The organism is Streptomyces sp. NPDC101234 (genome assembly GCF_044767525.1).
In the GTDB taxonomy this organism is placed as follows: domain Bacteria; phylum Actinomycetota; class Actinomycetes; order Streptomycetales; family Streptomycetaceae; genus Streptomyces; species Streptomyces sasae.
In genome coordinates this window covers 106,063-128,753 of record NZ_JBIWOA010000027.1, presented here as the reverse complement: position 1 = coordinate 128,753, position 22,691 = coordinate 106,063, and the positions used below count along the sequence as shown (strand labels likewise).

The 22,691-nt window shown below is 72.0% G+C and carries 21 protein-coding genes; 13 read left to right on the top strand and 8 right to left on the bottom strand.

Going from position 1 to position 22,691, the window contains the following annotated elements:
- Position 1: 1 nt before the first annotated feature.
- Complete coding sequence (locus tag ACIRR9_RS38735) at positions 2-1,240, bottom strand: helix-turn-helix domain-containing protein (RefSeq protein WP_403762113.1); 1,239 nt, start codon at positions 1,238-1,240, stop codon at positions 2-4.
- Positions 1,241-1,432: 192 nt separating this feature from the next.
- Here ACIRR9_RS38735 and ACIRR9_RS38730 point away from each other — a divergent pair, with 192 nt between their 5' ends.
- Together ACIRR9_RS38730 and ACIRR9_RS38725 are read left to right on the top strand one after the other, a co-directional pair.
- The gene (locus ACIRR9_RS38730) at positions 1,433-1,894 is read left to right on the top strand and encodes a hypothetical protein (RefSeq protein WP_403762110.1); all 462 of its coding nucleotides are present in this window, start codon (positions 1,433-1,435) and stop codon (positions 1,892-1,894) included.
- Between the two features lie 308 nt (positions 1,895-2,202).
- Positions 2,203-2,652: an ATP-binding protein gene (locus ACIRR9_RS38725; protein ID WP_123973026.1), complete on the top strand. Its 450-nt coding sequence runs from the start codon at positions 2,203-2,205 to the stop codon at positions 2,650-2,652.
- Positions 2,653-2,752: 100 nt separating this feature from the next.
- Here the strand turns inward: ACIRR9_RS38725 and ACIRR9_RS38720 are convergent, their stop codons facing one another.
- Together ACIRR9_RS38720 and ACIRR9_RS38715 are read right to left on the bottom strand one after the other, a co-directional pair.
- Positions 2,753-3,787 (bottom strand): DUF2637 domain-containing protein, encoded by a 1,035-nt coding sequence (locus ACIRR9_RS38720; RefSeq protein ID WP_365341346.1) that lies wholly within the window; start codon positions 3,785-3,787, stop codon positions 2,753-2,755.
- A gap of 331 nt (positions 3,788-4,118) precedes the next feature.
- The gene (locus ACIRR9_RS38715) at positions 4,119-4,943 is read right to left on the bottom strand and encodes a (2Fe-2S)-binding protein (protein WP_403762107.1); all 825 of its coding nucleotides are present in this window, start codon (positions 4,941-4,943) and stop codon (positions 4,119-4,121) included.
- A 164-nt stretch (positions 4,944-5,107) separates the two neighbouring features.
- On the opposite strand from ACIRR9_RS38715, the gene ACIRR9_RS38710 reads away from it, so the two are divergent.
- A complete protein-coding gene (locus ACIRR9_RS38710; RefSeq protein WP_403762104.1) occupies positions 5,108-5,875 on the top strand; it encodes a GntR family transcriptional regulator in 768 nt (255 codons plus the stop codon).
- A gap of 307 nt (positions 5,876-6,182) precedes the next feature.
- Here the strand turns inward: ACIRR9_RS38710 and ACIRR9_RS38705 are convergent, their stop codons facing one another.
- The 3 genes from ACIRR9_RS38705 to ACIRR9_RS38695 form a co-directional block, all read right to left on the bottom strand.
- Positions 6,183-6,686 (bottom strand): DUF2231 domain-containing protein, encoded by a 504-nt coding sequence (locus tag ACIRR9_RS38705; RefSeq protein ID WP_403762101.1) that lies wholly within the window; start codon positions 6,684-6,686, stop codon positions 6,183-6,185.
- A 78-nt stretch (positions 6,687-6,764) separates the two neighbouring features.
- Complete coding sequence (locus ACIRR9_RS38700; protein WP_365341354.1) at positions 6,765-7,532, bottom strand: hypothetical protein; 768 nt, start codon at positions 7,530-7,532, stop codon at positions 6,765-6,767.
- 168 nt (positions 7,533-7,700) lie between these two features.
- The gene (locus ACIRR9_RS38695) at positions 7,701-9,374 is read right to left on the bottom strand and encodes a PucR family transcriptional regulator (protein ID WP_403762098.1); all 1,674 of its coding nucleotides are present in this window, start codon (positions 9,372-9,374) and stop codon (positions 7,701-7,703) included.
- 375 nt (positions 9,375-9,749) lie between these two features.
- Here ACIRR9_RS38695 and ACIRR9_RS38690 point away from each other — a divergent pair, with 375 nt between their 5' ends.
- The 5 genes from ACIRR9_RS38690 to ACIRR9_RS38670 all read left to right on the top strand — a co-directional run bounded on the left by ACIRR9_RS38690 (position 9,750) and on the right by ACIRR9_RS38670 (position 16,516).
- Positions 9,750-10,640 (top strand): FAD binding domain-containing protein, encoded by an 891-nt coding sequence (locus ACIRR9_RS38690; RefSeq protein WP_403762095.1) that lies wholly within the window; start codon positions 9,750-9,752, stop codon positions 10,638-10,640.
- Positions 10,640-11,209: a (2Fe-2S)-binding protein gene (locus tag ACIRR9_RS38685; protein ID WP_123973018.1), complete on the top strand. Its 570-nt coding sequence runs from the start codon at positions 10,640-10,642 to the stop codon at positions 11,207-11,209. The genes ACIRR9_RS38690 and ACIRR9_RS38685 overlap by 1 nt, the downstream gene beginning before the upstream one ends.
- A 5-nt stretch (positions 11,210-11,214) precedes the next feature.
- The gene (locus ACIRR9_RS38680; protein WP_403762092.1) at positions 11,215-13,599 is read left to right on the top strand and encodes a xanthine dehydrogenase family protein molybdopterin-binding subunit; all 2,385 of its coding nucleotides are present in this window, start codon (positions 11,215-11,217) and stop codon (positions 13,597-13,599) included.
- A 154-nt stretch (positions 13,600-13,753) separates the two neighbouring features.
- Positions 13,754-15,214, top strand: a complete 1,461-nt coding sequence (locus ACIRR9_RS38675) for an NCS2 family permease (protein WP_403762090.1) — start codon at positions 13,754-13,756, stop codon at positions 15,212-15,214.
- Positions 15,215-15,364: 150 nt separating this feature from the next.
- Complete coding sequence (locus ACIRR9_RS38670; protein WP_403762087.1) at positions 15,365-16,516, top strand: XdhC family protein; 1,152 nt, start codon at positions 15,365-15,367, stop codon at positions 16,514-16,516.
- 179 nt (positions 16,517-16,695) lie between these two features.
- Here the strand turns inward: ACIRR9_RS38670 and ACIRR9_RS38665 are convergent, their stop codons facing one another.
- Positions 16,696-17,349 (bottom strand): Crp/Fnr family transcriptional regulator, encoded by a 654-nt coding sequence (locus tag ACIRR9_RS38665; RefSeq protein ID WP_403762085.1) that lies wholly within the window; start codon positions 17,347-17,349, stop codon positions 16,696-16,698.
- A 112-nt stretch (positions 17,350-17,461) separates the two neighbouring features.
- Positions 17,462-17,902, bottom strand: a complete 441-nt coding sequence (locus tag ACIRR9_RS38660) for an SRPBCC family protein (RefSeq protein WP_403762082.1) — start codon at positions 17,900-17,902, stop codon at positions 17,462-17,464.
- 183 nt (positions 17,903-18,085) lie between these two features.
- Here ACIRR9_RS38660 and ACIRR9_RS38655 point away from each other — a divergent pair, with 183 nt between their 5' ends.
- The 5 genes from ACIRR9_RS38655 to ACIRR9_RS38635 all read left to right on the top strand — a co-directional run bounded on the left by ACIRR9_RS38655 (position 18,086) and on the right by ACIRR9_RS38635 (position 22,681).
- Positions 18,086-19,108 carry a DUF2278 family protein gene (locus tag ACIRR9_RS38655; protein WP_403762079.1) on the top strand — a complete coding sequence of 341 codons (1,023 nt, stop codon included), beginning with the start codon at positions 18,086-18,088 and terminating at the stop codon, positions 19,106-19,108.
- Between the two features lie 91 nt (positions 19,109-19,199).
- Positions 19,200-20,432: a cytochrome P450 gene (locus ACIRR9_RS38650; protein WP_403762076.1), complete on the top strand. Its 1,233-nt coding sequence runs from the start codon at positions 19,200-19,202 to the stop codon at positions 20,430-20,432.
- 132 nt (positions 20,433-20,564) lie between these two features.
- Positions 20,565-21,206, top strand: coding sequence for a phosphoribosyltransferase family protein (locus tag ACIRR9_RS38645; RefSeq protein WP_365341374.1), 642 nt, complete (start codon positions 20,565-20,567; stop codon positions 21,204-21,206).
- Positions 21,207-21,221: 15 nt separating this feature from the next.
- Positions 21,222-21,641, top strand: a complete 420-nt coding sequence (locus tag ACIRR9_RS38640; protein WP_403762073.1) for a TIGR03668 family PPOX class F420-dependent oxidoreductase — start codon at positions 21,222-21,224, stop codon at positions 21,639-21,641.
- A gap of 83 nt (positions 21,642-21,724) precedes the next feature.
- A complete protein-coding gene (locus ACIRR9_RS38635; RefSeq protein WP_403762070.1) occupies positions 21,725-22,681 on the top strand; it encodes a serine/threonine-protein kinase in 957 nt (318 codons plus the stop codon).
- Positions 22,682-22,691: the final 10 nt, after the last annotated feature.

The following is a 22,691-nucleotide window of genomic DNA, read 5'->3' as shown; positions in this document are numbered from 1 at the left end:
GTCAGTCGACGGGCACCCATTGGCGGACGCCCGCCGCGGAGCCGTACCAGTAGTGCTTCAGGCCCTTGATGGAGCTGGTGCGGAACGGCCGGCCGTGGTCGTCGATCCGGACCGTGCCGGAGCGGCCCTGTGACGACCAGTCGAGTTCGAGGTACCAACGGCAGTCGCAGCCGGCCGTGTTCGCCTTGACGCGGAGCACCTCCGGGTCCGTGGCGGAGACCCGGTAGGGCAGGTGCATGGTCGAGACGGTCTTCCCGTCCGGGCCCTCACCGGCCACCGGACGGGCGATGGGGCGGTCCTTGTCCAGGTTCACGTCGAAGTAGCGGGGGGTGAGCCCGCCGCCGCAGCCGTCGGCCGTGGAGTAGGCGATGCCGGGCGCGGGCGCGGTACGGCCGACGACCCGCACCCGCAGGTCCTCCAGGACCACGGCCGTGGACGACCGCCCCTGCACCGAGACCTGCACGATCGTGTTGCCGCCGTGCACCGCGCTCTGGGTGGCCGCCCAGGGGCCGGCGTCCTGCGGGGCGGGCGGCGGCGGGACCTGGGCCGGCTGCTTGTCGATGACGTAGTCGTGGTCGCAGCCCAGCTCCCAGAGCTGGGAGTCGGCGGTCCAGGTGAGGGGGACGGCGGCGGGCGAGGAGGGCTGCGCGCCGCCCGAGGACGGTGTCGATGTCGGTGTCGGGGAGGTGGCGCTCGGCGTCGAGCCGACGGGTGAGGTGTCGTGCCGCTGTGCGCCGCCTGCCGCCGTTGTGCCGGAGGGACCGGGGGAGCGGGACGCCACGTCGGTGGTGGACCGGTCGCCCGGGAGGGCGGCCAGGGTGCCCAGTGTCGCCAGGAGAACGGTGGCCGCGGCGGCGGCGACCAGGGTGCGGCGACGGCGGTACCAGGGGCGCGGGGCGGGCTCCGGTCCGGGCTCTGCCTTCGGTTCGGGTTCTGGCTCCGGTGCCGGCACCGCCGTGCGCGGTCGCTGGCGTGCCGCCACCGCGCGCAGCCAGCGCTCGTGGAGTTCGAGCCGTTCCTCCGGTGCGGCCCCGCAGAACGCCGCCAGGCGTTCCACCGGAGCGAAGTCCTGCGGCACCGCCTCGCCCGCGCAGTAGCGGTGCAGGGTGGAGGTGTTCATGTGGAGTCGGCGGGCCAGCGAGCCGTAGCTCCGGTCCGTGCGGTCCTTCAACTGCCGCAGCAGCGCCGCGAACTCCTCGACATCGTCGCGCACGGGCACCTTTCCCCCGGTCGTCCCCATCCCAGGCACTCATATACCTGCACGTCAACGGGGCTGGGATGGTTCCAGGGCGGTGGAACGGGCGCTGTCCGTTGCGATCGCCGCAGACGACCGCCGATGCTTCTGGTGTCGCACCGACCAGGGCCGGACCGACCAGTCGGCCGAGTCGCGGCAACCCACTCGTACAGCACGCACAGAACACGGGGTACAGACATGAGCAGCAAGACCCGCGCCGTCCTCACCGCCGGCGTCCTCGCCGTCGCCCTCGGGCTCGGCGCCACCGCCCAGGCCTCGGCCGGCGCACCGCGCACCGTCAGCGGCTCCCCCGCCGACAACATCACCCGCATCGCCGACTTCTACGGCGCCTACATCGACGCCGAGAGCAACCCGGACACCGGCAGCCACCTGACCACCGCCCTGCGCGCGTACTACATCGACCCCACCTACCTGAAGAAGCTGACGGCCTGGGAGAACCGTGAGCACGCGGACGGGGTGCTGCGCGCCCAGAACACCCCGCTCAAGTGGAAGGTCACGGACAACGGCACGGCGAACCACACCGAGGCCGTCATCACCTTCACCTGGGGCAGCAACGGCCCCACGAAGGTGGTCGTCGACATGAACCGCCGCACCCACAAGATCATTCACATCGGCACCAGGGGTCTCGGGGGCAAGTAGCCGGCAGGGCGGGTTTTCGGCCAGCTTCGACGGTGCCGCTGACCGCGTGAAACAGCTCCGGGGGGTGCACGAGGGGCTGTTTCACGCCTGGTCCACGGCACCGTTGGCGCGTACGGGACGGTCCGGGAGGCGACGTACGAGCCGGGGCGCGCGCAGGACATGGCCGAACACCCCGGCGTCATCTCCGTGACATGACTGGCCCGTGCCCGAGCGGGCATGGATCCCCGTGAACGTGTTCGATCAGGAGGGGATCCGGCAACAGCGTGCGGGCGGGGGTCATGAAGAGTCAGGCACGAGGGGGCGGTCCCGTGGCCATCGGGGCCTCCTCGGCGAAGACCGCGGGGGAAGAGACCGACACGACGGAACGGGGACACCCGTCGCAGCTGAGTCGCCGGCTGGGGCGGGCGGATCTGCGGGCGGTGCCCGAGGCCCGCAGGGAACTGCGGGAACTGCTGCGGCACTGGGGGAAACCGGGCCGCTCCGAGATAGCGGAACTGCTCACCAGCGAACTCGTCACCAACGCACTCGTCCACACCGACCGCGAGGCCGTGCTGACGGCCGTCGTCGGTCCGAGCCAATTACGCGTGGAAGTGAGGGACTTCGTGGCCCGCAGGCCACGCGTGTGCGTACCGGGCAGCGGTGACGGCACACACGGCCGGGGCATGGTGCTGGTCGACTCCCTCGCGGACGCGTGGGGCGTACAGGCGCACGAGGTCGGCAAGTCGGTGTGGTTCGAACTGGACGCGGAGGCCGCGTAGCCGCCTCTTCGTGTCCTTCGTGCACCTCGTATACGACGGGACGGGGGCGTGACCTTCAAGGTCACGCCCCCGTCCCGAGGTGTCGTACGGCAGCCGGTGCTTAACCGAACTGCTGCTCAAGGTCCTTGAGCTTGCGCTCCAGCGAGTCGAGCCGCGGCAGCGCCATTGTGTCGTCCTCCGCGGTCAGGTCGACCGTGATCGGGTCAGACCCTTTGCGGACCGGCTGAAGGGAGGGCCGAGAGCGTACGGGCAGTTCCGGCGCCGATATGGCAGGCTCCGCTGCGGCCTGGGAGGGCGCGCGCTCGACCTGGTGCACCTCGTCCTGGCGGCCGAGACGCCCGGCGAAGCCCCGGTGGCCCCGGCTTATGGCCTTGAGCTGGGCCCGCTCCAGACGCTCCTGCTCGCGGCGGCGCAGACGGTTCTGCTCGCTCTGCCGCTTGTCCTCGCGTACCTCGTCGACCGCCTCGTCCAGGGAGCGCACGCCCTCCAGGAGCATCAGCGACCAGGCCTTGTAGGTCTCGCGAGGGGCGCGCAGCCAGCGCACGATACGGATCTGCGGCAGCGGACGCGGCACCAGACCCTGCTCACGCAGGGCGGCCTTGCGGGTCTGCTTCAGCGCGCGGTCGAAGAGGACGGCGGCCGAGAGCGACATGCCGGAGAAGAACTGCGGAGCACCGGCGTGGCCGCCGCCCCGGGGCGCGTGCACCCAGTTGAACCAGGCGGACGCGCCCGCGAACGTCCACACGAGGATCCGGGAGCCGAGCGCCGCGTCACCGTGGCTGGCCTCGCGCACCGCGAGGACGGAGCAGAACATCGCCGCGCCGTCCAGGCCGAACGGCACGAGGTACTCCCAGCCGCCGCTCAGGTTGAGGTTCTGCTGGCCGAAGCCGACCAGTCCATGGAAGGAGAGCGCGGCGGACACCGCCGCACAGCAGAACAGGAGCACGTAGGAGGCACTGGCGTAGATGGCCTCCTTGCGCCGACGCCGCTCCTCGCTGCGCTCCCACGAGTCGTCCTTCGCGTGCTCCCCGCCGGACCGCTTGGAGCGCGTCAGCACCGCCACCGCGACCAGCATGCCCAGGAGCAGTACGGCGCCGGGAAGCAGCCAGTTCAGCGATATGTCGGTCAGTCTCATCTAGGGGTCCCTTGCATTGGGATAGGGCGTATCGCCCGCCATAGTGGCCCAATCCCAGCGGCCCTCAGGGGGTTTCGGGGCAAGAGGCCGCCAAGGAAGTGCAAGGGGATGCCCCAGGGCGGCATTCTGCTCGAACTGCCGCATGAGGGGGCGGAGTTGAGTTCGAGTAAGAGTACCCATACGGGTGGTTCCTCGGAAAGTTCCTGCGACAAGTGAGGAAGTTGTGAATTCACTGTCGACGCAGGAGCGACCTCGCTCAACGGTGATCTTAGTGGATGCCGTACGGTGCTCCGGCCCCCGGGGAGCGCCCCGGGGCCGTCCTGAGGGCGTCTCAAGCCGCCGAGGCCGCCGCGAGTTTGACGATCCGGTCGTCGTCGCAGGTCCGCGGGCAGGTTGCGCAGGTGTCCGAGGGGCGCACGGTGTAGAACATGCAACAGCTCGCCCGGTCCCGGGTCGGCTGGGGCTCCCCGGCCGGACCGGTCAGCATGCGGAAGGCCGCCGAACCGACGTACGGCTTGGTGGCTCCGGGGAGGAGCTGTTCGAGTTCGCGTACGGCCCGGTCCTCGTCGCCGAGCAGATGGGCGACGTACCAGAGCCCCTCGACGATCTCGTCCGTCGCCATGCCCCACAGTGCGCGCCCGCGCCGCCGCATCCGCGGGCCGAAGCCGCCCAGAACCGGTTCCAGGTGCTCGGCGACGGCCGACCGCACCTGAGCCCGCAGCGCCTCCTCGTCGTCGACGACGACCGCGCCGGGCAGCGCCGCCGCCGGGTCGCCCGGGAGGCAGGCGAACGACGCGACGCGTACGGCCATCCGGCCGGCCGTGCGGTCGTAGGAGACATGGGTCACGGGCAGCCGCGGAACCCGGCGGTGCAGGAACCACGGGACGGTGATCAGGAGACAGGCGGGCCAGGCGTACCGGTGCAGCCCGAAGCTCGCCACCACGTCGGGACGCGCCCGCTGTCCGTAGTCCCGCAGCACCTGGTCCTCGTCCCAGGCGAGGAAGGCGTCCAGGGCGGGACCGCCCGCCGCGAGCTCGGCGGCGCCGATCCACCCGTCGCTCCGGGGTGCCGTCCCGTCCGGCCCCAGTTCCGTGACCGCCAGCCCGGAGTAGGCCTCGGTGAGGCGGACGTAGGCGGCGCAGACGGGGGACGTCATGGGCTACCACCGATCGATTGCCGGGCCGGCTGCGAGATAAGTAAGCCTTACCTTACCCATCTGTTCGGAAATTTGAACTATCGCCTTGTGCGCCTAAGGTGCTTGACGGACAAGTAACAACCCGCCGTTAATGACCCAAGTGCCGACGACCCGGAGGAGGACCCGTGAAGCACGACGCGCACGCGGCTCCCGCCGAGACGGCCAGGGTGCCGGCGCAGACGCGGTCCGAGGAGACGGCGGCCAGGGGGTCCGGGTACGCCGCCGGTGCGCCGTCGGCCCGGGGTGAACATACGCACAGTGAGCGGCCGATCCCGCAGCCGAGGCCGGCCGTGCAGCGGGCGTCCGTGCGGGGACAGATACTCGACGCGCTGCGTACGGCACTGGTGAGCGGTGAGCTGGCACCGGGCGAGGTGTACTCGGCGCCGGCGCTGGGGGAGCGGTTCGGGGTCTCCGCGACGCCCGTGCGCGAGGCCATGCAGCAGCTGGCCCTGGAGGGCGCGGTCGAGGTCGTGCCCAACCGCGGGTTCCGGGTCGTGGAGCGAGGGGCGCGGGAGCTCGCCGAGCTGGCCGAGGTGCGGGCTCTGATCGAGGTGCCGGTGATGATGCGGCTCGCGCGCAATGTGCCGGCCGAGCGGTGGGCCGCGTTGCGGCCGCTGGCCGAGGAGTCGGTGCGGGTGGCGGCGACCGGGTCCCGGGCGACCTACGCGGAGGCCGACAGGGCGTTCCACCGGGCGGTGCTGGCCCTTGCGGGCAACGAGCAGCTGGTGCAGATCGCGGAGGACCTGCACCGGAGGGCGCTGCCGTTGCGTGGGGCCCGGGCGGATCTGATGTCGGACGCGGCGGAGCACTCGGCGTTGCTGGAGGCGTTGATCGCGGGGGAGTTGGATGCGGTGCGGGCGTTGGTGACCGGCCATTTCGCTGACGCGAGGTGATGTGCGGGGCCGGCTTGCGCGGGGTCTCGGCGTAGGGGTGCGGATCGTGTGCCGGGTGCGGGTGAGTGGGGGCTGGCCGCGCAGTTCCTCCCCCAGCCTTCGGCCTGGGGTACCCCAGCGCCCCTGACGGGGCGCTGCACTCGCTGTTTCTTTCCAGTCGCCGTTTTTCCAGCCGCGGGCAGTCGTGCCTCCCCCAGAGGGGGGACCCCCAGGGCGGCACGGGTGGGCGCGACGGCACCCTGCAAGCGCCGGTAGGCGTCCCCACCCGCACGCCAGCCCCCACCCACCCGCACCCGGCGAACGCGGCTCAGTTCCCCTGCGCCGCCGTCTTGTCGTACGCGTCGTGCCACGCGGCCTTCGCGCCGGAGTCGCCTATGCGGTAGACGTCGACGACCGCACCGGCCGCCACGGCCACCGACAGCACGCCCACCACGATCCGCACCGGAAGGGACGACAGGCGTCCGCCCCCGCTGCGGTCCTGCTCCTGCCCGCCGCGCCGGGTCGCCCACCACACGACCGTGGCCAGTACGAACAGACCCAGCGCCCACGGCAGCAGGCCGTCGCCCAGATCGGTGTGCCGGCGGACCAGGGAGTCCTCGGTCACATGCCGTTCCAGCCACTCGCCGGCCTGGGTCGTCAGCGGCACGCTGACCAGGGCGACCAGGGCCAGTGCGGGCAGCAGCACGCCGAGCCGCCGGGCGACGCGCGGCCACAGCGCGGCCGCCACCAGGGCGAGGGCGGTCAGCGGGACCAGGACGACGACGATGTGGACCAGCAGGACATGGGCCGGCAGTCCGTTGACAGTGCTCATGGCGAAAGCGCTCCTGAAGGGGTGGATGAGGCGCGTCACACTGGCACAGCCAACTCTCAGTTTCCTCTGAGGCGGGTCTCAGGCGGTCGCCGCTCCCGGGGTGGGCGGCGTCAGCTGCCGTGCCAGCCAGGTCGGGACACCCCCCAGCAGCCGGAACAGCCGCCCCGCCTCCTCCCGCAGCCGCGAGGCCTCCGGCTCCGACTCCGCGTCGGCCAGGGACGCCAGCGCCGGTGCCGTACCCACCAGGTAGCCCAGCTCCTCCCGGATCCGCAGCGACTCGGCGAAGCCGTGCCGGGCCTCGCTCAACTCGCCTTCCCGCAGGGCCAGTCCGGCCAGGTGACGCCAGGTGAAGGACAGCAGCAGCGGATCGGCGTGGGCCGTGGCGGCGGCGTGTGCGCGGCGGTAGGCGGCGCGGGCCGCCTGCGGGGAGCGGGTCAGGTTCTCCGCCAGCAGGCCCCGGCGGAAGTCGAGCAGTGCCCTGCCCGGTGCCCCCGGAGGGATCAGCGCCGCCGCCCTCCCGAGCGCGGCGCGCGCCTCGTCGGCCCGGTCCCGGACCCCGTGCAGCGTTGCCGCGTAGGCGAGTTGGCCGCGCTCGCAGGCGGCCGCCCCCCGCTCCTCGTCGGTGCGGGCCTGCGCCTCCGCCGTTCGCAGCGCGTCCTCGGCCTCTTCCCAGCCCCGCTCGGTGTACAGACACCGTTCGACCATCAGCCCCGCCCGCTGCAGGGAGTACGTCGCTGTGTCCGACGGCAGCAGGGCCGCCGCGTCGGCCCAGCAGGCCCGCGAGCGCAGCCGCCACACCGCGGTCTGGAGCGGATCGTCACCAGTGTTCGTTCCGTTCCCAGACATGGCGGAATACGCCACGTTGCCCTCCCCTAGCGCGCCGTCGAGCAGTGAAGTGGTGGCGGCATTCCAGCACCGATCGCCGTGCGGGGCCAAGAGGGTGGGTGAATAATTTCACAAAGTCGTGGGACGGCGACGGCACTTGGCACGGACCGGTCGCACGCCCGCGTGACCTCAGCTCATCCGCAACGCCAAGAAGAAATCGAGCTTGTCCTCCAGCCGGGACAGGTCCCGGCCCGTCAACTGCTCGATCCTCCCCACGCGATAGCGCAGTGTGTTGACGTGCAGGTGGAGACGGGTGGCGCAGCGGGTCCAGGAGCCGTCGGACTCCAGGAACGCCTCCAGAGTGGGGATCAGCTCGGCACGGTGGCGGCGGTCGTAGTCGCGCAGGGGGTCCAGCAGACGGGCCGTGAAGGCGCGGCGGACGTCGTCGGGGACGAAGGGGAGCAGGAGGACGTGCGAGGCCAGTTCCTGGTGGCCGGCCGCGCAGACCCGGCCGGGACGGGCGGCGGCCACCCGGCGGGCGTGCCGGGCCTCCTCCAGGGCGCCGCGCAGCCCCTCCGCCGAGTGCACGGCCGCGCTGACACCGAGGGTGACCCGGCCGTCGCCGTCGAGGCCCGCCGACAGCGGGTCCCGTACGGACTCCAGGAGCACATCGGCGTGGATATCGGACTCGGAACCGTCGTGCTCGGTGGAGACGGCGGGCAGCGGGACGAGGGCGATCGCCTCGTCGCCGGTGTGGGCGACCGCTATGCGGTCGGAGGGCTCCGGGCCGGTGGCCAGCGGGTCGACCAGGATCTCTTCGAGCAGCGACTGGGCGACCGGACCGCCCTCGACCTCCCCGCCGTCCCATTCGACGCGGGCCACGACCACCTGCCAGTGCGGGGCGGCGCCCAGCCCCGGCAGCAGCACGGGTGCGGCGACCCGCAGCCGGGCGGCGACCTCCGCCGGGGCGGCGCCCGTCTGCACCAGTTCGAGGACCTCCTGGGCCAGCCGACGCCGTACCGTGCGGGCCGCGTCACGGCGGTCGCGCTCCACCGCGATCAGCTGGGTGACCCCTTGGAGCAGGTCGAGCCGCTCCTCGGGCCAGTCGCCGGCGTCGGCCTCGACCGCGAGCAGCCAGTCCGACAGGACCGTCTCGCGCACGTCCCGCGCGCCCTGCGACGAACGCCCGCTGGAGCGGATCGGGAAGAGCGCATAGGCGGTGCCGTCGAGGAGTACGCGGTGCGGGCCGCGGCGGCCGGTGCGGGTGGCGGCGAGGTGCGCGGCGGCCAGCCCGGCGCAGACGTCGGCGGGCAGCGCGGGCCCCGACACCTTGGAGCCCGCGATCAGGCGGCCCGTCGGGGACAGCACCCAGGCGCGAAGGTCCAGGTCGGAGCCGAGCAGGTCCAGGACCACGTCCGGGCCGCCGCCCGCCGGACCCGAGGTCATCATCCGGCGGTGCCGGTCGACGACGGCCGCCAGATCCCCGGCGCGCTCACCGCTGACCTGCCGTACGACATGCTCGGTGATCGTCGCGAACGCCACCGACTCGTGCACCGCGAAGAGGGGCAGACGGTGCCGGGCGCAGGCCACGACCAGGTCCTCCGGGATGTCGCCCAGCTCGGCCTCGCCGGCCGCCAGCGCCGCCACCCCGGCCTGCACGAGCAGTCGTACGAACGGCTCGGAGTCCGCCGCGTCCCGGCGCCAGGCCAGGCCCGTCAGCACCAGCTCGCCGCCCGAGAGGTAGCGGCTGGGGTCGCGCAGATCGGTGGTCATGACCCCGCGCACGGTACGGTCCAGCTCGTCCTCGCCGCCGAGCAGCCGCAGGCCCAGCGCATCGGTGTCCAGCAGTGCGCGCAGCCGCATCTCGTCGCCGCCGTTCTGTGTCTCGAAATCTACGATGAATCTTGAAGGGTCTCGGAAGAGGCGCTCCGGTGCGCGGATCCGCAGGCCGTGACCGGGGGCTGCCGGACCGCGACCGGCGGTCGCCAGGGCGTTTCCAGCGTTTCCACTGGAAAACCAGGAGGTTACTGATGACCCCCGTTCATACGAATCTACAAGATGGCCATGCTGGCCAGCCAACTCCTTCATGGTTTCGGTGACTGACCCCGCTGGAGTACGGGGCGGTGTACTGACCTCGTTCCGCGTAAACACGACATGAACGAGCCGCGCCCGCCGCACACGGATTGGCTCGATCCGCACGACTCACGTGACTCGACGAGACGGAGAAGAGAGCCGGTCATGGACTTCCTTCGCCCCGCCAGCTGGGAGGAGGCGCTCGCCGCCAAGGCCGAGCACCCCACCGCAGTGCCGATCGCGGGCGGCACCGATGTGATGGTCGAGATCAACTTCGACCACCGCCGGCCCGAGTACCTCCTCGACCTCAACCGCGTCGGAGATCTCTACGAGTGGGAGGTCGGCGAGGAGAGCGTACGGCTGGGCGCCTCCGTGCCGTACACCCGGATCATGGAGAACCTGCGCGCCGAGCTGCCGGGCCTGGCCCTCGCCTCGCACACGGTCGCCTCCCCGCAGATCCGCAACCGCGGCGGTGTCGGCGGCAACCTCGGCACCGCCTCCCCGGCCGGCGACGCCCACCCCGCGCTGCTCGCGGCGGGCGCCGAGGTCGAGGCCGAGTCGGTGCGCGGCACCCGGCTCATCCCCATCGACGACTTCTACACCGGCGTGAAGCGCAACGCGCTCGCCCCCGACGAGCTGATCCGCGCGGTCCATGTGCAGAAGGCCGACGGCCCGCAGCAGTACTCCAAGGTCGGCACCCGCAACGCCATGGTCATCGCCGTGTGCGCCTTCGGGCTCGCCCTGCACCCGCAGACGCGGACCGTGCGTACCGGGATCGGCTCGGCCGCCCCCACGCCGGTGCGCGCCAGGATCGCCGAGGACTTCCTGAACGCGGCGCTCGACGAGGGCGGCTTCTGGGAGAACGGCAAGATCATCACCCCGTCGGTCGCCAAGCAGTTCGCGGACCTGTGCGCCGCCGCCTGCAACCCGATCGACGACGTCCGGGGCACCGCGAGCTATCGCCGCCACGCGGTCGGCGTGATGGCCCGCCGGACGCTCACCTGGACCTGGGAGTCGTACCGCGGCACCACTCAGCAGAAGGGGAGTGTCGCCTGATGCGCGTCAACTTCACCGTCAACGGACGCCCGCAGGAAGCCGACGACGTCTGGGAGGGCGAGTCCCTGCTGTACGTTCTGCGCGAGCGGCTCGGGCTGCCCGGCTCCAAGAACGCCTGTGAGCAAGGGGAGTGCGGGTCCTGCACCGTCCGGCTGGACGGCGTCCCCGTGTGTTCGTGCCTGGTCGCGGCGGGCCAGGTGGAGGGCCGCGAGGTCGTCACCGTGGAGGGGCTCGCGGAGTACGCCAAGGAGCGCGCGTGCGGCACCTCCTGCGGGACCTCACTCGACGAGGCCAAGCGGTGGGCGGCCAAGGGGCATGACTCCCAGACCGGCGAGGGCACCGAACTCTCCCCGGTCCAGCAGGCGTTCATCGACGCGGGTGCCGTCCAGTGCGGCTTCTGCACCCCGGGTCTGCTGGTCGCCGCCGACGAGATGCTGGAGCACAACCCCAACCCGACCGACGCGGACATCCGCGAGGCGCTGTCGGGCAACCTCTGCCGCTGCACCGGCTACGAGAAGATCATGGACGCGGTCCGCCTCGCGGCCGCCCGGCAGGGAGAGGCGGTCTGAGCCGGATGCCCACCAACGGCGCTCCCACGAAGATCACGCAGGGTTCGCAGACCCGCGGCGGCATCGGCGAGTCCACCCTCCGCCCGGACGGCATCCTCAAGGTCACCGGCGAGTTCGCGTACTCGTCGGACATGTGGCACGAGGACATGCTCTGGGGCCAGATCCTCCGCTCGACGGTCGCGCACGCCGAGATCGTGTCGATCGACACCAGCGAGGCCCTCGCCCAGCCCGGTGTCTACGCCGTCATGACGTACGACGACCTCCCCACCGAGGTGAAGAACTACGGCCTGGAGATCCAGGACACCCCGGTCCTCGCGCACGGCAAGGTGCGCCACCACGGCGAGCCGGTCGCCATCGTCGCCGCCGACCACCCGGAGACCGCCCGCCGCGCGGCCGCGAAGATCAAGGTCGAGTACCGGGAGCTCCCGGTGATCACCGACGAGGCCTCGGCCACCGCGCCGGACGCGGTCCTCGTCCACGAGAACCGCGACGACCACCACATCGGCCATGTCTCGCACCCGAACATCGTGCACCGCCAGCCGATCATCCGCGGCAACGCCGACGAGGCCGCCGGGAAGGCCGATGTCATCGTCAAGGGCGAGTACTACTTCGGCATGCAGGACCAGGCCTTCCTCGGCCCCGAGTCCGGCCTCGCGGTGCCCGAGGAGGACGGCGGCGTCCACCTCTACATCGCCACCCAGTGGCTGCACAGCGACCTGCGCCAGATCGCGCCCGTGCTCGGCCTCCCGCCGGAGAAGGTACGGATGACACTGGCCGGCGTCGGCGGCGCGTTCGGCGGCCGCGAGGACCTGTCGATGCAGATCCACGCCTGCTTGCTGGCGCTGCGCACCGGCAAGCCCGTGAAGATCGTCTACAACCGCTTCGAGTCCTTCTTCGGGCACGTCCACCGCCACCCCGCGCGGCTCTACTACGAGCACGGGGCCACCCGCGAAGGCAAGTTGACGCACGTCAAGTGCCGGATCGTCCTCGACGGCGGCGCGTACGCCTCCGCCTCCCCGGCCGTCGTCGGCAACGCCTCCTCGCTCGGCATCGGCCCGTATGTGGTCGACGACGTCGACATCGAGGCCATCGCCCTCTACACCAACAACCCGCCCTGCGGCGCGATGCGCGGCTTCGGCGCGGTCCAGGCGTGCTTCGCCTACGAGGCGCAGATGGACAAGGTGGCCGCGCAACTCGGCATGGACCCGGTGGAGTTCAGGAAGCTGAACGCCATGGAGCAGGGCACCATCATGCCGACCGGCCAGCCGGTGGACTCGCCCGCCCCGGTCGCCGAACTTCTGCGCCGTGTCAAGGCGATGCCCCTCCCGCCCGAGCGGCAGTGGGAGAGCAGCGAGGGCGCCGACGTACGGCAGCTGCCCGGCGGTCTGTCCAACACCACCCACGGCGAGGGCGTCGTACGCGGCATCGGCTATGCGGTCGGCATCAAGAACGTCGGCTTCTCCGAGGGCTTCGACGACTACTCGACCGCGCGGGTGCGGATGGAGGTGGTCGGCGGTGAGCCGGTGGCCACCGTGCACACGGCCATGGCGGAGGTCGGACAGGGCGGGGTCACTGTCCACGCGCAGATCGCCCGCACCGAGCTGGGCGTCGCCCAGGTGACCATCCACCCGGCCAACACCGAGGTGGGCTCGGCGGGTTCGACCTCGGCCTCCCGGCAGACATATGTCACCGGCGGCGCTGTGCGCAACTCCTGCGAGCTGGTCCGGGAGAAGGTCCTGGAGCTGGGTCGGCGCAAGTTCGGCACGTACCACCCGGCCTGGGCGACGGCGGAACTGCTGCTGGAGGGCGGCAAGGTCGTCACCGACGGCGGTGAGGTGCTCGCCGACCTCGTGGACGTCCTCGGCGACGAGGCCGTGGAGATCGAGGCGGAGTGGCGGCACCGGCCGACCGTCCCCTTCGACCTGCACACCGGGCAGGGCAACGGCCATGTCCAGTACAGCTTCGCCGCGCACCGCGCGGTCGTCGAGGTGGACACCGAACTGGGCCTGGTCAAGGTGATCGAGCTGGCCTGCGCCCAGGACGTCGGCAAGGCGCTCAACCCGCTCTCCGTCGTCGGCCAGATCCAGGGCGGCACCACCCAGGGCCTGGGCATCGCGGTGATGGAGGAGATCATCGTCGACCCGAAGACGGCCAAGGTCAGGAACCCCTCCTTCACCGACTACCTGATCCCGACCATCCTCGACACGCCGACCATCCCGGTCGACGTCCTCGAACTCGCCGACGACCACGCGCCGTACGGGCTGCGCGGCATCGGCGAAGCACCGACGTTGTCCTCGACTCCGGCCGTCCTCGCGGCGATCCGCAACGCGACGGGCCTGGAGCTGAACAGGACTCCGGTACGTCCGGAGCACCTGACGGGCAACGCCTGAGCGGCGATGTCGTAACGCCGCACCCCGGCGCCGGGCAACTGCTCAACCCACGGCCACCCCGGCGCCGGTCGGCAAGTGAGTACCCCCGTTCGTCTCGGGCCGTCCCCCGGGTCGTGCACATCCCAACCCCCTTTGAACCTTGGGAGACGGCACCATGGCCCAGCAGTCACTGGAGCCCAGGACCACACCCGAGGACGCGGGAGCAGGCACCCGCGTCCCGGCCGGACGGTCCTGGCTCGACCGGTACTTCCACATGTCCCAGCGGGGATCGAGCGTCGCGCGTGAAGTGCGCGGCGGCGTCACCACCTTCATGGCGATGGCGTACATCCTCCTGCTCAACCCCCTGATCCTGTCCGGCAAGGACGCGGCCGGCGACACGCTCGGCCAGAAGGCGCTGATCACGGCGACCGCGTTCGCCGCTGCCTTCACCACGCTGCTGATGGGTTTCGTCGGCAAGGTGCCGCTCGCGCTCGCCGCCGGCCTCTCGGTCTCCGGGGTCCTGTCCTCCCAGGTCGCCCCGCAGATGACCTGGCCGCAGGCGATGGGCATGTGCGTGATGTACGGCGTCGTCATCATGCTCCTGGTCGTCACCGGCCTGCGCGAGATGATCATGAACGCGATTCCGCTCGCGCTCAAGCACGGGATCACCATGGGCATCGGCCTGTTCATCGCCCTCATCGGCTTCTACAAGTCCGGCTTCGTGCACCAGGGCAAGGCCACCCCGGTCACCCTCGGTCCCGCGGGCGAACTCGCCGGCTGGCCGGTGCTGCTCTTCGCCGGCACCCTGCTGCTGATCTTCATGCTGCAGGCGCGGAACGTCCCGGGCGCCATCCTGATCGGCATCATCGGCGGCACGGTCGTGGCGGCCGTACTGAACGGCTTCGAAGTCATCGCCCCCGGGCAGTGGGCCAGTGGCGCCGCCCCCGCACTGCACGGCTCCGCCGTGTCCATGCCCGACTTCTCGCTCTTCGGGCACGTCGAGTTCGGCGGCTGGGGCAAGGTCGGTGCGATGACGGTCGCGATGATCGTCTTCACCCTGGTGCTCGCCGGGTTCTTCGACGCGATGGCCACCATCATCGGCGTCGGCACGGAGGCCGAGCTGGCCGACGACAGGGGCCGGATGCCGGGGCTGTCCAAGGCGTTGCTGATCGACGGCGCGGGCGGTGCGATCGGTGGGGTGGCCGGCGGCTCCGGCCAGACCGTCTTCATCGAGTCGGCCACCGGCGTCGGCGAAGGAGCCCGTACCGGTCTCGCCTCCGTCGTCACCGGCCTGTTCTTCGCGGCCTGTCTGTTCTTCACCCCGCTCACCGCGATCGTCCCGCAGGAGGTCGCCTCCGCCGCCCTGGTGGTCATCGGCGCGATGATGCTGGCGAACGCCCGGCACGTGGACTGGGCCGACCGGGCCACCGCCGTTCCGGTGTTCCTGACGGTCGTTCTGATGCCGTTCACCTACACCATCACCACGGGGGTGGCCGCCGGTGTGATCTCGTACACCGCCATCAAGGCAGCTCAGGGCAGGGCGCGGGAGATCGGGGCATTCATGTGGGGCCTGACCGGGATCTTCCTGGTCTATTTCGCCCTCCATCCCATTGAGAGCTGGCTGGGCGTCCGCTAGGCGCTCCGTCGGCTTGGCCGTGAAGGGGCCGGTGGTCGGCTGCGGGTCCGTCGTGGCTGGTCGCGCAGTTCGTCCCCCGGCCTTCGGCCGGGGGTACCCCCAGCGCCTCTTTGGGGCGCCTGTCCTGAACCTCGTTAAGGAGATCCGGAAATGCTGGACATCGCCGAGGAGCTGAACCGGTGGGTCGCGGAGGGCCGTGACTTCGCCGTTGCCACGGTGGTGGCGGTCGGTGGGAGTGCGCCGCGCCAGCCCGGCGCCGCCCTCGCGGTCGACGCCGACGGCATCGCCGTCGGCTCGGTCTCCGGCGGATGTGTGGAGGGCGCCGTGTACGAGCTGTGCCGGCAGGCGCTGGAGGACGGGGAGACCGTCCTCCAGCGCTTCGGGTACAGCGACGAGGACGCCTTCGCCGTCGGGCTGACCTGTGGCGGAGTCATCGACATCCTCGTCACCCCGGTCCGGGCGGACGCCCTCGCCCGGCCGGTGGTCGCGGCCGCGCTGGCCGCCGCGGCGCGTGGGGAGGCGGCGGCGGTCGCGCGGATCGTCACCGGGCCGCAGGAACTGCTGGGCCGTGCCCTCCTCGTGGACGCCGACGGCTCCTGCGCGGGCGGCTTCGGTGCCCATCCTGAACTGGACCGCACGGTCGCCGCCGAGGCGATCGCCTTCCTGGACGCGGGCCGTACCGGCACCCTGGAGATCGGAGAGCAGGGATCGCGCTGCGGAGCACCGCTCACGGTACTGGTCGAGTCGTCCGTCCCGCCGCCCCGGATGATCGTCTTCGGCGCGATCGACTTCGCGTCCGCGCTGGTCCGCGTCGGCAAGTTCCTGAACTACCACGTGACGGTGTGCGACGCCCGGCCCGTGTTCGCCACGAAGGCCCGCTTCCCCGAGGCGGACGAGATCGTCGTGGAGTGGCCGCACAAGTACCTGGAGCGGACGCAGGTGGACGCCCGCACGGTCCTGTGCGTCCTCACCCACGACGCCAAGTTCGACGTCCCGTTGCTCCGGCTCGCCCTCCGCCTCCCGGTGGCGTACGTCGGCGCGATGGGCTCCCGCCGCACCCACCTGGACCGCAACGAGCGGCTCCGGGACGTCGGCGTCACGGAGTGGGAGCTGGCCCGCCTGAGGTCGCCGATCGGCCTCGACCTCGGCGCCCGCACCCCCGAGGAGACGGCCCTGTCGATCGCCGCCGAGATCGTCGCCAACCGCCGCGGCGGCACCGGCCTCTCCCTGGCAGGCGCACACACCCCGATCCACCACGACGTGACACCGGCCCCGACGGGGCGGATCGGGTCGGTGGCCTAGCCTCCCCCCGGTGGCCAAGCCGGCATTGTGCGGAGCGCCCGGTCCGTTCCCCCGATTGCCGTACCGGTCCGGGCGCCAGGGGACGATGGAAGCGTCTCGTCGGCCGTCTTACAGCGTCAAATGACGCATTCGGCGCCGGGAGTTCCGTTCTCATGCACGCGGAGTGCAAGCGGGGCGGGTCACTCCTCGGCCCAGCGCCGTAATCCGGCCAGGTCGAGTACGACGGTGCGGCCGCGGCGCGTCGCCACCAGGCCCTCCTGCTGCATGGCCCGCAGACAGCGCACCACCGACTCCCTGGACGCCCCGGTGGCGGCGGCCAGTTCACGCTGGTTGACCTGGACGGAGACAGCGCCGGGGAGCGTCTCCGGCGCGGCCGAGCCGTACTGGACGGCGAGCTTCACCAGGAGCCCGGCGACACGGGCGCTCGTGGTGCGGGCGCCCTGTTCGGCGCGCAGCCCGTCGGAGTCCCGTAACCGGCCCACGACACTGCGCAGCACCGACAGACAGAGGCCGGGGTCGCGCTCCAGGAGCCGTACGAAGGCGTCCGAGGTCACCACCACGCCCTCCGTGCGGCGCATCGCGGTGACCGTCGCGCCCCGGGGTCCGCCGTCTATGCAGGCGAGTTCGCCGAGGAGTTCACCGGGGCCGCGCAGGGCGAGCAGGCTGGTGTAGCCGTTGGCCGAGTCGACCGTCGCCTTCACCAGCCCGCCGGTGAGCAGGACGACGAAGTCCGCCTCCTCGCCCTCCCGCATCAGCACCTCCCCGCGAGCCCACCCGCGCGGGTGCCCGGCCTCCCGCAACAGCTTCACTTCCCCGGGCGAGTAGAGCGCCACCCCCGAGCCTCCCCGGCCACGTCGACCCACGGTGACCGTTCGCCACCGGAGGGCCACTGTCCATCGTGCGGCCGGGCTCTGCCAAGGGGCCGGCGGCCGTACGGTGCCGCGGTCAGGGCTGCCGGAGCAGTGCGTTGACGGCCCGCCCGAACACCGCCCGGGAGGTCCGGTACACCAGCGGGTCCAGGGCCGACGGCAGCCCCCGGATCCGCAGTTCCTCGTGCCAGACCACCCGGGTACGGCCGCCGGGCCCCGGGTGCACCTGCAGTTCCGCCCAGCCGAGCACGACCCGGCCGTGCTTGACGAGGCGGCACCGGCCGGAGCCGCCGTCCTGCGGCGGATGCCAGACGGTCACCTCCATGGGATCCTCGAAGGAGAGGGGTCCGAGACCGGAACGCGCCACGAAGACCGTGCCCTCGTGGGTCGGGGGATCGGTGAGCACGGTGATCCGGGTCAGCGGGACCACGTCGGCATGCCGGGACCACTCCGTGAGCCGACGCCATGCCTCGTCGATGGGCAGCGGGGCCGTGCGTTGGAGGAGGAAGTTGACCACGGCACGATCGTAGGGAACCGGCCACCGGAAACGGGGCGCGCTCCGGCGTGTTCACAGGACCGTCAGGCAGGACCGACAGACAGCACCCACAGCTTCGTCCAACGCCGGCCGGTACCGGCCGGGGCACCCTACGATTTCCGTCATGGCGGGCAAACCACCCGCTTTCACGGGGAGTTGGTCATCATGCCGTTGAAGACCTATGGCGTACTGATCACGCGGGCCGTCGGCACCCGGCGCGAAGGCGCCGCCGAAACCCCGCACTACCAGATCCACCTCACGGACGACCACGGTGTCCACTACCGGGCCGCGGTCAACGTCCTCTCGCAGCAGAAGCCCGCCGACCTGCTCTACCTGGTCGACGACGACCTGAAGCACCCGATCACGGCCCGCCTGGACGGTCTGGCGGGCGGCTGGAACACCCTGCCGCCCGGTCCCGGCGGGCCGAACCTCGACTTCGTGCGCGGCAACCTGTTCGACCCGTCCCACCTGCGCACCCTGCCCCCGGACGTGAGCGGCCCCGACAACGACCTGGCCGACCTCCTGGACCACTACGTACAGCGGGCGGTCGACGACCCGGACGCCCGGCTGTACGTCTTCGGCGAGCGCTTCGGCCCCGAACCCGCCGTCAAGGACAAGGTGTTCGGCTTCCTGCCCGGCAACGGCGTCCACGACATCCATATGAACCAGGGCAACAGTGGCCGCTTCACCAGCGACGACGGGGTCTGGCAGGACGGCGGACTGCTCATCCGCTTCCCCGGCGACGGCCAGGGCCAGGAGCGCTGGGTCGGGATCTTCCTCGCCTTCCAGAGCCAGGGCTGGCACACCGACGACGTCACCGGCCACACCCTGCCCGACGTCGACGCCTCCCGTCCCGCCCCCGGCGACCTGCCGGTGCGGATCGTCGCCGCGCTGGTCAACCCGGCCGGCCCGGTCCCCGAGCACGAGACGGTCACCCTTCTCAACGCCTCTGCCGCCCCGGTCGACGTCACCGGCTGGCGCCTCCTGGACCGCATGGGCCAGGCATCCCCGCTGCCGGCCGGTTCGCTCGCTCCCGGCGCCACCCTCGCCGTACCGCTGACCAACGGCGCCCGACTGGGCAACCACGGCGGCGAGGTCACCCTCCTCGACGCGGCCGGCCTCAAGGCGCACGGGGTGTCCTACACGGCCCAGCAGGCGGCCCGCGAAGGCTGGTGGGTCGTCTTCTGACGGGACTGTGCACAGCCCCTGTCGTGGCGGCGCGGCGGTACGGCACCATGAGCGCGGTCCGTACCGCCGTCGTCGTCCCGGGGGGCGTCTCATGGAACGCGAACTGCACGACAGGCTCGACGACCTGATGCGTGAGCCCTATCCGCTCTACGCACGGGCGCGGGCGGCGGAGGGGCTCGTCCATGTGCCCGAGCTGGCCGCCTGGCTGGTCGCCCGGGACACCGACGTACGAGAAGTCCTGCGCCGTACCGAGGAGTTCTCGTCGGCGAACGCGTTACGGCCCGACGTCATGCCCTCGCCCGCCGCGCTCGCGGTCCTTGCCGGCGGGTTCGGCGCGGGGCCGGTGGTGGTCACCTCGGACGGCGAGCTGCACCAGCGGCTGCGCGCCCCGCTGGTGCGCGCGCTGTCCCCGGCCCGGGTCGCGGCGACCGTACCGTACGTCCGTGAGCGCGCCGCCGCGCTCGTCGACGGGTTCGCCAAGGACGGCGGGGTGGAGCTGATGGCTGCCTACGCCGGGCGGCTGCCCGGTGATGTCATCGGGCGGATCGTCGGCCTCGACCCCGCCGACGTGCCCCTCGTCGTGCACGGCGGGCACCGCGCCGAGGAACTGCTGTTCCGGCCGCTGCCGGAGGCCGAGCAGATCGCCGCCGCGCAGGACGTGGTCGCCATGCAGCACGTCCTCGACCGCTGCGCCCGCGACCGCTACACGCACCCCCGTGCCGACCTGTGCACGGAGATCGTCGCCTCCGTGACCGAACCCGGCCACGCCGAACTCCCCCTGGAGCAGCGGCACGAGGCCGTGGCACATCTGCAGAACCTGCTGATCGCCGGGCACCTGACCACGACCGCGCTGATCGGCACCACCCTCCTGCACCTGCTCGGCCACCGGGAGCAGTGGGAACTGCTCCGCGAGCGCCCCGAGCTGATCCCGGCGGCGGTGGAGGAGGCGGTGCGCCACGACGGCCCGCTGCAGGGCTTCCGTCGGGTCACCACCCGGCCGGTCACCCTCGCCGGCACCGAACTCCCGGCCGGGGCCGAGCTGTTCGTGGCCTTCGGCGCGGCCGACCGGGATGCCTCGCGGCACCCCCGCCCCGACACGTTCGACATCACCCGGTCCGCGCCCGCGCGCCACCTCGGCTTCGGCTTCGGCGCGCACGCCTGTGTCGGCGCCCAGCTGGCGCGCGAACAACTCCGCATCACGGTCGAGGAGTTCACCCGGCGGCTGCCGGGGCTGCGACTCGCGGACGGCCGCCCGGTCACCATGCGGCCGACGATGATCCATCGCTCGCCGGAGGAGCTGCACCTCACCTGGCCGGCGGATTAGGAGTGCGGCTCAGGGGCGGTACACCCGGGACCGGCACGACTTATAGAAAGTATGTGCGAATTTTCTGGCCGTGTCCGGCGGCGGGTGTGACCATGGGATGAGGGGGACCGACCCCGGCGGAGAGGACGTCCCATGCGCTACCGGGACCGCACCCAGGCCGGCCGCGAACTCGCCGCCGCGCTGGTGAAGTTGCATGACGAGGACGAGCTGCCGGACCCCGTCGTGCTGGCGCTGCCCCGGGGCGGCGCGGCGGTGGCCGTGGAGGTCGCCCGGGAGCTCCGGGCCCCGCTCGACGTGCTCGTCGTCCGCAAGATCGGAGCCCCGCACCAGGAGGAGTTCGGCGTCGGCGCCATCGCCGGGGACGATCCGCCGCTCCTCGACCGTGCGACCCTGGCCCACCTGGGCATGACCGAGGAGTCCCTGGCTCCCGTGGTCGAGCGGGAGCGGCTGGAACTGCGCCGCCGTGAGCACCGCTACCGGGAGGGCCGCCCGCCGCCCGAGCTGCGCGGCCGTACCGTGATCGTCGTCGACGACGGTCTCGCCACCGGTTCCACCGCCCGCGCCGCGCTGCGCCACGTACGGCGCCGGGACCCCGCCCGCACCGTGCTCGCTGTCCCCGTCGGCGCGCCCGACTCCCTCGACGCGCTCGCGGCCGAGGCCGACCTCGTCGTCTGCCCGTACCGGCCGGCCTTCTTCAGCTCGGTCGGCCAGTGGTACGACGACTTCGGGCAGCTGACGGACGCCGATGTGCTCGACGCGCTGCGCGGGGTCTGACGGGGAGGCGGTGCGGTGCCGGAGCTGGACGGGGCGGAGGCGCGGCGGCGGTTCGCCGCGGCCAGGGTGGCCCGGCTCGCTACCGTCGACGGGACCGGCCGCCCGCATCTGGTGCCGGTCGTCTTCGCGCGGTACGGCGCCGACGGGATCGTCACCGCCGTGGACCACAAACCCAAGACCACGCCCCGCCTCAAGCGGCTGCGCAACATCGCCGCGCGGCCGTCGGTCTGCCTGCTCGTGGACGCGTACGACGAGAACTGGGACCGCCTGTGGTGGGTCCGGGCGGACGGCGAGGCGAGGGTGGTTCCCGCCGACGTGACCGTCGTCGGGCCGCTGTGCGAGAAGTACCCGCAGTACCGGGAGCGGCCCCCGAACGGTGCGGTCGTTCTCGTCACGGTGTCCCGCTGGACCGGCTGGCAGGCGGCGGACGGGTGAGGTGTCCGTCCGCCGTTTCGCGGGGGCACCGTGCCGCTGGATACGATTTGACCAGGTTTCGGCTGCTACGGGGTGGACAGGTGATGGCGACGCGCATCGCGGGCTACGAGGTCCAGGGCGAGATCGGCCGCGGCGGAATGGCCGTCGTCTACCGTGCCACGGATCTGCGGCTGGACCGCACCGTCGCCCTGAAGCTGCTCGCCCCGGAGATGGCCCGCAACGACACCTTCCGCCGCCGTTTCACCCATGAGTCGCACGTGGCCGCCGCCATCGACCACCCCCACATCGTGCCGATCTTCGAGGCCGGCGAGACGGACGGCGTGCTGTACATCGCGATGCGCTACGTCCCGGGCCCGGATCTGCGCGCGCTGCTGGACCGGGAGGGAGTGCTCCCGGTGGACACGGCGCTGCGGATCGCCGCCCAGGTGGCCTCCGCGCTGGACGCGGCCCATGAGCACGACCTGGTGCACCGGGACGTGAAGCCCGGCAACGTCCTGCTGGCAAAGGGCACGGACAGCGAACACCCCGAGCACGTCTATCTCACGGACTTCGGGCTCACCAAGAAGTCGTTGTCGCTGACGGGGTTCACGACGGTCGGCTCGTTCGTCGGCACCCTGGACTACGTGGCGCCGGAACAGATCTCGGGGCGCCCGGTGGACGGCCGGTGCGATCTCTACAGCCTCGCCTGTGTGGTGTTCGAGATGCTGGCCGGCGGTCCGCCGTTCGTCCGGGACGAGGACATCGCGTTGCTGTGGGCGCACCAGTACGACCGGCCGCCGGTGCTGAGCGAGGTGCGCTCGGGACTGCCGCCGGAGTTCGACGACGTGCTCGCCAGGGCGCTGGCCAAGGCACCCGAGGACCGTTACGGCTCCTGTCTGGAGTTCGTGGGCGCGCTGCGGACCGCCGCGTACGGCACTGGACCGGGGGAGCGGACCCCGGTGCACTCGGACCCGTCCGCCGACGGAACCCGCACGGTCGGCCGGGACATCCCGCTCACCTCGCGTCCACCCGCCTGGGCCCGCCCGGTCTTCGGCCCCTAGCCTGCTCCGG

Excerpts from the sequence above, each read along its gene's own strand:
- ACIRR9_RS38735 (WP_403762113.1), bottom strand. The coding sequence starts at position 1,240 with ATGGGGACGACCGGGGGAAAGGTGCCCGTGCGCGACGATGTCGAGGAG.
- ACIRR9_RS38730 (WP_403762110.1), top strand. The coding sequence starts at position 1,433 with ATGAGCAGCAAGACCCGCGCCGTCCTCACCGCCGGCGTCCTCGCCGTC.
- ACIRR9_RS38720 (WP_365341346.1), bottom strand. The coding sequence starts at position 3,787 with ATGAGACTGACCGACATATCGCTGAACTGGCTGCTTCCCGGCGCCGTA.
- ACIRR9_RS38715 (WP_403762107.1), bottom strand. The coding sequence starts at position 4,943 with ATGACGTCCCCCGTCTGCGCCGCCTACGTCCGCCTCACCGAGGCCTAC.
- ACIRR9_RS38705 (WP_403762101.1), bottom strand. The coding sequence starts at position 6,686 with ATGAGCACTGTCAACGGACTGCCGGCCCATGTCCTGCTGGTCCACATC.
- ACIRR9_RS38700 (WP_365341354.1), bottom strand. The coding sequence starts at position 7,532 with ATGTCTGGGAACGGAACGAACACTGGTGACGATCCGCTCCAGACCGCG.
- ACIRR9_RS38695 (WP_403762098.1), bottom strand. The coding sequence starts at position 9,374 with ATGCGGCTGCGCGCACTGCTGGACACCGATGCGCTGGGCCTGCGGCTG.
- ACIRR9_RS38690 (WP_403762095.1), top strand. The coding sequence starts at position 9,750 with ATGGACTTCCTTCGCCCCGCCAGCTGGGAGGAGGCGCTCGCCGCCAAG.
- ACIRR9_RS38685 (WP_123973018.1), top strand. The coding sequence starts at position 10,640 with ATGCGCGTCAACTTCACCGTCAACGGACGCCCGCAGGAAGCCGACGAC.
- ACIRR9_RS38680 (WP_403762092.1), top strand. The coding sequence starts at position 11,215 with ATGCCCACCAACGGCGCTCCCACGAAGATCACGCAGGGTTCGCAGACC.
- ACIRR9_RS38675 (WP_403762090.1), top strand. The coding sequence starts at position 13,754 with ATGGCCCAGCAGTCACTGGAGCCCAGGACCACACCCGAGGACGCGGGA.
- ACIRR9_RS38670 (WP_403762087.1), top strand. The coding sequence starts at position 15,365 with ATGCTGGACATCGCCGAGGAGCTGAACCGGTGGGTCGCGGAGGGCCGT.
- ACIRR9_RS38655 (WP_403762079.1), top strand. The coding sequence starts at position 18,086 with ATGCCGTTGAAGACCTATGGCGTACTGATCACGCGGGCCGTCGGCACC.
- ACIRR9_RS38650 (WP_403762076.1), top strand. The coding sequence starts at position 19,200 with ATGGAACGCGAACTGCACGACAGGCTCGACGACCTGATGCGTGAGCCC.
- ACIRR9_RS38645 (WP_365341374.1), top strand. The coding sequence starts at position 20,565 with ATGCGCTACCGGGACCGCACCCAGGCCGGCCGCGAACTCGCCGCCGCG.
- ACIRR9_RS38635 (WP_403762070.1), top strand. The coding sequence starts at position 21,725 with ATGGCGACGCGCATCGCGGGCTACGAGGTCCAGGGCGAGATCGGCCGC.